5 protein-coding genes are annotated in these 9,432 nt (G+C 71.4%); 3 read left to right on the forward strand and 2 right to left on the reverse strand.

Features of this window, described 5'->3' with window-relative positions; genetic code table 11:
• Positions 1 to 918: 918 nt before the first annotated feature.
• The 3 genes from gltB (at position 919) to AB0G74_RS29330 (ending at position 7,917) form a co-directional block, all read left to right on the forward strand.
• Positions 919 to 5,496, forward strand: a complete 4,578-nt coding sequence (gltB, locus tag AB0G74_RS29320) for a glutamate synthase large subunit (RefSeq protein ID WP_361152196.1) — start codon at positions 919 to 921, stop codon at positions 5,494 to 5,496.
• Positions 5,489 to 6,949 (forward strand): glutamate synthase subunit beta, encoded by a 1,461-nt coding sequence (locus AB0G74_RS29325; protein ID WP_361152199.1) that lies wholly within the window; start codon positions 5,489 to 5,491, stop codon positions 6,947 to 6,949. Before gltB ends, AB0G74_RS29325 begins: the two co-directional genes overlap by 8 nt.
• 224 nt (positions 6,950 to 7,173) lie before the next feature.
• The gene (locus AB0G74_RS29330) at positions 7,174 to 7,917 is read left to right on the forward strand and encodes a VWA domain-containing protein (RefSeq protein WP_361152202.1); all 744 of its coding nucleotides are present in this window, start codon (positions 7,174 to 7,176) and stop codon (positions 7,915 to 7,917) included.
• Between the two features lie 18 nt (positions 7,918 to 7,935).
• Here the strand turns inward: AB0G74_RS29330 and AB0G74_RS29335 are convergent, their stop codons facing one another.
• Both AB0G74_RS29335 and AB0G74_RS29340 read right to left on the reverse strand, forming a co-directional pair.
• Positions 7,936 to 8,226 (reverse strand): hypothetical protein, encoded by a 291-nt coding sequence (locus AB0G74_RS29335; RefSeq protein WP_361152205.1) that lies wholly within the window; start codon positions 8,224 to 8,226, stop codon positions 7,936 to 7,938.
• A gap of 185 nt (positions 8,227 to 8,411) precedes the next feature.
• Positions 8,412 to 9,152 (reverse strand): ankyrin repeat domain-containing protein, encoded by a 741-nt coding sequence (locus AB0G74_RS29340; RefSeq protein WP_361152208.1) that lies wholly within the window; start codon positions 9,150 to 9,152, stop codon positions 8,412 to 8,414.
• Between the last annotated feature and the right edge of the window lie 280 nt (positions 9,153 to 9,432).

Raw genomic sequence — 9,432 nt, forward strand, 5'->3', positions numbered from 1 at the left:
CGATTTCGGGGGCGGGTCGCGCCGGGGGCCTCGGCTTGTTCGCGGGCCGCGCGCCGCCTGTGCCTTATGGGGCCGGTGCCCCAAAGACCCGAGCCGCGCTCGGAGAGCCGGGTTTGTTCGCGGGCCGCGGGCTGTCGGTGGTTTCTCGCGCAGTTCCGCCCCCTATGCCTTCGGCGATGGGGGGACCCCCAGCGCCTTGGCCCTCCGGCTGAGGCCCACAACCCCGGGCCGCGCCCCGCGGCCTACTGTTTGTTCGCGGGCCGCAGGTGGTTCTCGCGCAGTTCCCCGCGCCCCTGGAGGGTCCGGGCCGGTTGTTTCCGGGCCCGCAGGTGGTTCCCCGCGCCCCCCGGAACCCCGGGTCGCGCCCCTGGCGTCGGCGCGGCGGTTTCCGTTCACGGGGCGGACACACCGCCGTGACGTACGGGGCGGGTCACTCCACCGGGCCCGTGCCGGGGTGGGCGACCCGGGGGCCGGGGCGGTGCCCGTCGGCGCCCCCGACCCGGGCGGATACACTCGGGCGGACTTTCCGCTCCGGGGTGTCCCCCGGGGCTTCCCATGGCGTACGGCGCCCGCGTCGCGCATGGTGGGGACAGTGCCGACCCCATCGCGAGACCCCGGCCGGACCGCCGGTTTCGGAGTGTGTGCCACGGGGCATGAGCCGTAGGCGCCGCGGGCAAAGAAGCCCGCTCCGCCTCCGGGCCCTGCGGTCGGCCGGGCCCCGGCACAGAACCCGGCATGGATCCCAGGACCGTGTCCGTAAGCCTGCCGTACCCTGTTCGTAACCCCGGATTGTCCGCATGCTGGAATGTGGAATCCACTTTTCGGGAATCATTCCATCATGTAACCTGCACGAAATTTCGCAGAGGGCCAACGTCGTCCCTCGGCACAGCACATGCCACGACGACGACGGGAGAGCCGATGCGTTCCGACGCCTGGTCGCCCATGGACGGTCGCCCCGCCCCTCAGGGGATGTACGACCCCCGTAACGAGCACGACGCCTGTGGCGTCGGATTCGTGGCCACCCTCACCGGGGTGGCCAGCCATGAGCTGGTGGAACAGGCGCTGACGGTGCTCCGCAACCTGGAGCACCGCGGAGCGACCGGTTCGGAGCCCGACTCCGGGGACGGCGCCGGAATCCTGGTCCAGGTGCCGGACGCCTTCCTGCGCGAGGTCACCTCCTTCGACCTGCCCGAGGCCGGCGCCTACGCCGTCGGTACCGCCTTCCTGCCCGTCGCGGGCGAGGACGGCGGCGACCCCACCGGCGACGCCGTCTCGCGGATCGAGACGATCGCCGAGGAGGAGGGTCTCACCGTCCTCGGCTGGCGCGAGGTCCCCGTCACCCCCGATCTGCTCGGCAACGGCGCCCGCGCCACCATGCCCGCCTTCCGGCAGATCTTCGTCACCGACGGTGAGAGCACCGGCCTGGTCCTCGACCGCAAGGCGTTCGCGCTGCGCAAGCGGTCCGAGCGCGAGGCCGGGGTGTACTTCCCGTCGCTCTCGGCCCGGACCGTCGTCTACAAGGGCATGCTCACCACCGGACAGCTGGAGCCGTTCTTCCCGGACCTGTCCGACCGGCGCTTCGCCACCGCGATCGCCCTGGTGCACTCCCGGTTCTCCACCAACACCTTCCCCAGCTGGCCGCTGGCCCACCCGTACCGCTTCGTCGCCCACAACGGTGAGATCAACACCGTCAAGGGCAACCGGAACTGGATGCGGGCCCGGGAGTCCCAGCTGGCCACCGAGGTCTTCGGCGAGCGCGGGCTGGAGCGGATCTTCCCGGTCTGCACCCCCGACGCCTCCGACTCCGCCTCCTTCGACGAGGTCCTGGAGCTGCTGCACCTCGGCGGCCGGTCCCTGCCGCACTCCGTGCTGATGATGGTCCCCGAGGCGTGGGAGAACCATGACTCCATGGACCCGGCCCGGCGCGCCTTCTACCGCTACCACTCCACGATGATGGAGCCCTGGGACGGCCCCGCCTGCGTCACCTTCACCGACGGCACCCAGGTCGGCGCCGTCCTCGACCGCAACGGGCTGCGCCCCGGCCGCTACTGGGTCACCGACGACGGACTGGTGGTCCTCTCCTCCGAGGTCGGCGTCCTCGACATCGACCCCGCCAAGGTCGTCCGCAAGGGCCGCCTCCAGCCGGGCCGGATGTTCCTCGTGGACACCGCCGAGCGCCGGATCATCGAGGACGACGAGATCAAGTCGACCCTCGCCGCCGAGCAGCCGTACGCCGAATGGCTCGCCGCGGGCACCATCGAGCTGGGCGATCTGCCCGAGCGCGAGCACATCGTGCACACCCACGCGTCCGTCACCCGCCGCCAGCAGACCTTCGGCTACACCGAGGAGGAGCTGCGGGTCCTGCTCGCCCCGATGGCCAGGACCGGTATGGAGCCGATCGGCTCCATGGGCACGGACTCCCCGATCGCCGCGCTGTCCGAGCGGCCCCGGCTGCTCTTCGACTACTTCACCCAGCTCTTCGCGCAGGTCACCAACCCGCCGCTGGACGCCATCCGTGAGGAACTGGTGACGTCCCTGCACTCGTCGCTGGGTCCCGGCGGCAATCTGCTGGACCCGACGGCCGCCTCGTGCCGCAGCGTCACCCTGCCCTTCCCGGTGATCGACAACGACGAGCTGGCCAAGCTCATCCACATCAACGCCGACGGCGACATGCCCGGGATGAAGGCCGCCACCCTCTCCGGTCTCTACCGTGTCGGCGGCGGCGGTGACGCCCTCGCCGCCCGGCTGGCGGCGATCTGCGCCGAGGCCGACACCGCGATCGAGGACGGCGCCCGGCTGATCGTCCTCTCCGACCGGCACTCCGACGCCGAGCACGCCCCGATCCCGTCGCTGCTGCTCACCTCGGCCGTCCACCACCATCTGATCCGGACCCGGCAGCGCACCAAGGTCGGGCTGCTGGTCGAGGCGGGCGACGTCCGCGAGGTCCACCACGTCGCGCTGCTGATCGGCTATGGCGCCGCCGCCGTCAACCCGTATCTGGCGATGGAGTCCGTCGAGGACCTGGTCCGCGCCGACACCTTCATCACCGATATCGAGGCCGAGCGGGCCATCCGTAACCTGATCTACGCCCTGGGCAAGGGCGTGCTGAAGGTGATGTCCAAGATGGGCATCTCGACCGTCGCCTCCTACCGGGGCGCCCAGGTCTTCGAGGCCATCGGCCTGGACGAGGCGTTCGTCGCCGAGTACTTCGACGGCACCACCTCCAAGATCGGCGGCGCCGGTCTCGCGGTGATCGCCGACGAGGTGGCGGCCCGCCACGCCAAGGCGTACCCCGTCTCCGGGATCGCCCCGGCGCACCGCGCGCTGGAGATCGGCGGCGAGTACCAGTGGCGCCGTGAGGGCGAGCCGCACCTCTTCGACCCGGACACCGTCTTCCGGCTCCAGCACGCCACCCGCAACCGCCGGTACGACATCTTCAAGCAGTACACGGACCGGGTGAACGAGCAGTCCGAGCGGCTGATGACGCTCCGCGGCCTGTTCGGCTTCGCCGAGGGCCGTACCCCCGTCCCGCTGGACGAGGTCGAGCCCGCGTCCGAGATCGTCAAGCGCTTCTCCACCGGCGCGATGTCGTACGGCTCCATCTCCCGCGAGGCCCACGAGACCCTCGCGATCGCCATGAACATCCTCGGCGGCAAGTCCAACACCGGTGAGGGCGGCGAGGACCCCGACCGGCTCTACGACCCGGCCCGGCGTTCCGCGATCAAGCAGGTCGCCTCCGGCCGCTTCGGTGTCACCAGCGAATACCTGGTCAACGCCGACGACATCCAGATCAAGATGGCCCAGGGCGCCAAGCCCGGCGAGGGCGGCCAGCTGCCCGGCCACAAGGTCTACCCGTGGGTCGCCAAGACCCGGCACTCCACCCCCGGCGTCGGACTGATCTCCCCGCCGCCGCACCACGACATCTACTCCATCGAGGATCTGGCCCAGCTGATCCACGATCTGAAGAACGCCAACCCCAAGGCCCGGATCCACGTCAAGCTGGTCTCCGAGGTCGGGGTGGGCACCGTCGCCGCCGGTGTCTCCAAGGCCCATGCCGATGTCGTCCTGATCTCCGGCCACGACGGTGGAACCGGCGCCTCCCCGCTGACCAGCCTCAAGCACGCGGGCGGCCCCTGGGAGCTGGGTCTCGCCGAGACCCAGCAGACCCTGCTCCTCAACGGGCTCCGGGACCGGATCGTGGTCCAGACCGACGGCCAGCTCAAGACCGGCCGCGATGTGGTGATCGCCGCCCTGCTCGGCGCCGAGGAGTTCGGCTTCGCCACCGCGCCGCTGGTGGTCTCCGGCTGCGTCATGATGCGCGTCTGCCACCTCGACACCTGCCCGGTCGGCATCGCCACCCAGAACCCGGTACTGCGGGAGCGTTTCTCCGGCAAGGCCGAGTACGTCGTCAACTTCTTCGAGTTCATCGCCGAAGAGGTCCGCGAACTCCTCGCCGAGCTGGGCTTCCGTACGCTCCAGGAGGCCGTCGGCCACGCCGAACTGCTGGACACCGTCCGCGCGGTGAACCACTTCAAGGCCGAGGGCCTCGACCTGGCGCCCCTGTTCCATGTGCCCGAGCTGCCCGAGGGCGCGGTCCGCCACGCCCTGATCGAGCAGGACCACGGACTGACCAAGGCGCTCGACAACCAGCTGATCAAGCTGGCCGCCGACGCGCTGGGCGCCGAGTCCGCCGAGGCCGCGCAGCCGGTCCGGGCCCAGGTCCCGATCCGGAACATCAACCGGACCGTGGGCACCATGCTCGGCCACGAGGTCACCCGCCGCTTCGGCGGCGCCGGACTCCCCGACGACACCATCGACATCACCTTCACCGGCTCGGCGGGCCAGTCCTTCGGCGCGTTCGTGCCGCGCGGCATCACCCTCCGGCTCGAAGGCGACTCCAACGACTACGTCGGCAAGGGCCTGTCGGGCGGCCGGATCGTGGTCCGCCCCGACCGGGCCGCCGACCATCTCGCCGAGTACTCCACCATCGCGGGCAACACCATCGCCTACGGTGCCACCGGCGGCGAGATCTTCCTCCGCGGCCGGACCGGTGAGCGGTTCTGCGTCCGCAACTCCGGCGCCACCGTCGTCTCCGAAGGCGTCGGCGACCACGGCTGCGAGTACATGACCGGCGGCCACGCGGTCGTCCTCGGCGAGACCGGGCGCAACTTCGCGGCCGGAATGTCCGGCGGCGTCGCCTACGTCGTCGACCTCGACCGCGACAACGTCAACCCCGGGAACCTGGCGGCCGTCGAACCGCTGACCGACACCGACCGGCGGTGGCTGCACGACGTGGTGCGCCGCCACCAGGAGGAGACGGGCTCCACCGTCGCCGGGAAGCTGCTCGCCGACTGGGAGACCGGCGCGGCCCGCTTCAGCAAGATCATCCCGACCACGTACAAGGCAGTGCTCGCCGCCAAGGACGCCGCTGAGCTGGCCGGTCTCTCCGAGCAGGAGACCACCGAGAAGATGATGGAGGCGGCGATCAATGGCTGACCCCAAGGGCTTCCTGACCACCGGCCGCGAGGTCGCGCGGACCCGCCCGGTCGCCGAGCGCGTCAAGGACTGGAACGAGGTCTACGTCCCCGGCTCCCTGCTGCCGATCATCAGCAAGCAGGCCGGCCGGTGCATGGACTGCGGCATCCCGTTCTGCCACAACGGCTGCCCGCTCGGCAATCTGATCCCCGAGTGGAACGACTACGCCTACCGGGGCGACTGGGCCGCCGCGTCCGAGCGGCTGCACGCCACCAACAACTTCCCCGAGTTCACCGGGCGGCTCTGCCCCGCGCCCTGCGAGGCGGCCTGTGTGCTGGGCATCAACCAGCCCGCGGTCACCATCAAGAACGTCGAGGTCTCCATCATCGACAAGGCGTGGGACTCCGGTGACGTCACCCCGCAGCCTCCGGACCGGCTCTCCGGCAAGACCGTCGCGGTGATCGGCTCCGGCCCGGCCGGACTCGCCGCCGCCCAGCAGCTCACCCGGGCCGGGCACACCGTCGCCGTCTACGAGCGGGCCGACCGGATCGGCGGACTGCTGCGGTACGGCATCCCCGAGTTCAAGATGGAGAAGGTGCACATCAACCGCCGCATCGAGCAGATGCGCGCGGAGGGCACCAAGTTCCGGACCGAGGTGGAGATCGGCCGCGACGTCGACGCCGCCCAGCTCCGCCGCCGCTACGACGCGGTGGTGATCGCGGCCGGGGCCACCGTCTCCCGCGATCTGCCGGTCCCCGGCCGGGAGCTGAAGGGGGTCCACTTCGCGATGGACTACCTGCCGCTCGCCAACAAGGTGCAGGAGGGCGACTTCGTAGCGCCCCCGATCACCGCCGAGGGCAAGCACGTCGTGGTGATCGGCGGCGGCGACACCGGCGCGGACTGCGTCGGCACCGCCCACCGGCAGGGCGCGGCCTCCGTCACCCAGCTGGAGATCATGCCCCGGCCGGGCGAGGAGCGGGTCGCCGGACAGCCCTGGCCGACGTTCCCGATGCTGTACAAGGTCACCTCGGCCCACGAGGAGGGCGGCGAGCGGGTCTACTCGGTCTCGACGACCAGCTTCGAGGGCGACGAGGACGGCAACGTCCAGGCGCTGAACCTGGTGGAGGTCGAGTTCGTCGACGGCAAGCTCACCTCCAAGCCCGGGACCGAGCGCCGGATCCCGGCCCAGCTGGTCACCCTGGCCATGGGCTTCACCGGCACCGACCAGTCCAACGGGCTCGTCGACCAGTTCGGCCTGGAGCTGGACGGGCGCGGCAACATCGTCCGCGACGCCGACTTCGCCACCAATGTCGACGGGGTCTTCGTCGCCGGTGACGCGGGCCGGGGCCAGTCGCTGATCGTCTGGGCGATCGCCGAGGGCCGCTCGGCGGCCCGCGGGGTCGACCGCTACCTGACGGGCGCGAGCGAGCTGCCCGCCCCGATCCGTCCGACCGACCGCGCGCTCACCGTCTGACGCGCGACCCCACCCAAGACGTCCCGTACAACGGCGTACGGAACTGAACGCGGCGCTCTCCCCGTCCCCGACCGGACCCGGGTGGGCGCCGCGGCGCGTCCGGGGCCGTACGGACGCCGGTACGGTGATCAGCCGATTCGGGCCCGATTGTCATACCCCTGCCGTAATCTCGGCATACGAATCGCGCGCCCGCCGTCCGCCGGGCGGGGAACGGAGCCGTCCGCATGGCCGTTTGGCGTACCGCCGGGGGACCGGCCATCAGTCTCAGCAAGGTCGAGGAGCGGGCCCCGGCCCTGGTGAACCTCTACAAGTCGGCGGGAACGTCCCTGCGGGGGCACGGGATGGAGGGGCTGCGCGCCGCCGTCTATCTCGTCATCGACTACTCCGGCTCGATGCGGGACTACTACAAGGACGGCAGTGTGCAGGCGCTGGCCGACCGGGTGCTCGGGCTCGCCTCCCATCTGGACGACGACGGCCGGGTCCCGACGGTCTTCTTCTCCACCGACGTCGACGCGGTCACCGAGATCCGGCTGGACGACCACTACGGCCGGGTGGAGCGGATCGCCGCCGGGCTCGGCCATATGGGGAAGACCAGTTATCACCTGGCGATGGACGCCGTCATCGACCACTACCTCGACAGCGGCGCCACCGACCCGGCGCTGGTGGTCTTCCAGACCGACGGCGGCCCGATCAACAAGCTCGCCGCCGAACGGTATCTCTGCAAGTCGGCCAAGCTGCCGCTGTTCTGGCAGTTCATCGGCTTCGGCGACCCGAACAGCAGACAGTTCGACTTTCTGCGCAAGCTGGACGAACTGCCGGTGCCCGCCAAGCGGCTGGTGGACAACGCCGGCTTCTTCCACGCGGGCACCGACCCCCGCCGGGTGTCCGACGCCGAGCTGTACGACCGGCTGGTGGGCGAGTTCCCCCGCTGGGCCGCGGCGGCCCGGGCCAGTGGCGTCATCGGCTAGGAAGCCTCTTGTGGATCTTCAGCCGTCGCCGGGGATCCAGTAGCGGTGGACCTCGGCGACCGTCCCGGGCGCTGGCGGCGCGTTCCAGCCCAGACCCCGGGCGACGGGCGCCATCCGGGCCATGAAGGCGTCCATCGCCTCCCGGGACTCCCACAGGTCGTAGACGTCGAGCCCGGTATCGCCGGCGACGCACACATGGGCGAGAACGCCCTCGAAGGCGTTGCCCGGCAGCGCCGCGAGCGCCGCGTTCAGCTCCTCGTACTGCTCGGTGGTCACCCCGGGCAGTTCGGCGTGCATATAGATCGCCATGGGTGCCTCCTCGGTGACGGGCCGTGCCTCCCCGTCGCCACGTTGGCGGCCTTCCGCCCACCACCAGCACAGCACTTCCGCCGCCCGCCCGGGGCAATGGCGACGAGAAATGTCGGATTTTCCGGCGCGTACGGCCTCGGTACGGCTCCGATACGGCCCCGGTACCGCGCCCGGGCCCGGCGGCGCTACCGGGGCGCGGCCTCCAGCAGGGCCACGATCTCCGCGTGGCCCGTACCGCGCGAGGCGCCCGCGCGCGGGATCCCGTCCCGTACCACCTCCACCACCACGTTCGTCCCGTCCGCCCCGTCCTCCAGCCGGGTCACCGTCTCCAGCGGCCCCTCGTAGGAGGCGGTGAGGACCGTCCGCAGCTCGGCCGCCACGTCCCGCTCCCGCCAGGTCCGCGCCTCGGCGAGGGCGCCGTCGCGGCCCGGCGCGCCGTGCTCCAGCAGGATCCGTACCGTGGCCGCCGAGCCGCGTACGGCCGCCGCCACCAGGGGCAGTTCGCCGTGCGGGGAGGGGAGGGCGGGGTCGGCACCGTGTTCCAGCAGGACGCGGACGGTTTCCGCGTGGCCTTCCCGGACCGCCCAGGTCATCGCCGTGAAGCCGTCCGACTCGGGGGTGTCGGGCCGGGCGCCTGCCGTCAGCAGGGCCCGTACCACGCCGGTCCGGCCGTGGACGGCGGCCCCGCACAGCGGCGACTCCCCGTCGGCGGACCGCCGCTCCGGATCGGCGCCCGCCGCCAGCAGCAGCCGGACGCTCTCCTCGTCGCCGTCGAGCACGGCCGCCAGATACAGGGCGGTCCGCCCGTCCTCGTCGGCCGCCTCCGGCGACGCTCCGGCGGCCAGCAGCCGGGCGACCGCCCCGCGATCGCCCTCGTACACCGCCGTGATCAGCTTCCGGTCCCGCGCGGAGCGCCCTCGTGTCATCCGCCGACCTTAGGCCGTGTCGTCAAAATGGCGCCGTCCGCCCGCAGGGCGGGGCCCGCGGCGTCCGGTGCGTGCAGTCGCAAGGCGGAGGGGTTCCCTCGTACTGGACGTACTTGGGAATTTCGACAACGCGGCGAATGCGCGTGCCGGGCGTCGCGGGCCAGGCGGGATTTTGAGGACACGGCCTAGGTGTATTGACCACGAGCGTTGTTGACGGTTCCGGGTCTTGATCATGGCGAAGACCTCCGGTGTGGTGGAGGTGTCTAGGCTCCACACCGCA

The organism is Streptomyces sp. NPDC020875, from assembly GCF_040641415.1.
In the GTDB taxonomy this organism is placed as follows: domain Bacteria; phylum Actinomycetota; class Actinomycetes; order Streptomycetales; family Streptomycetaceae; genus Streptomyces.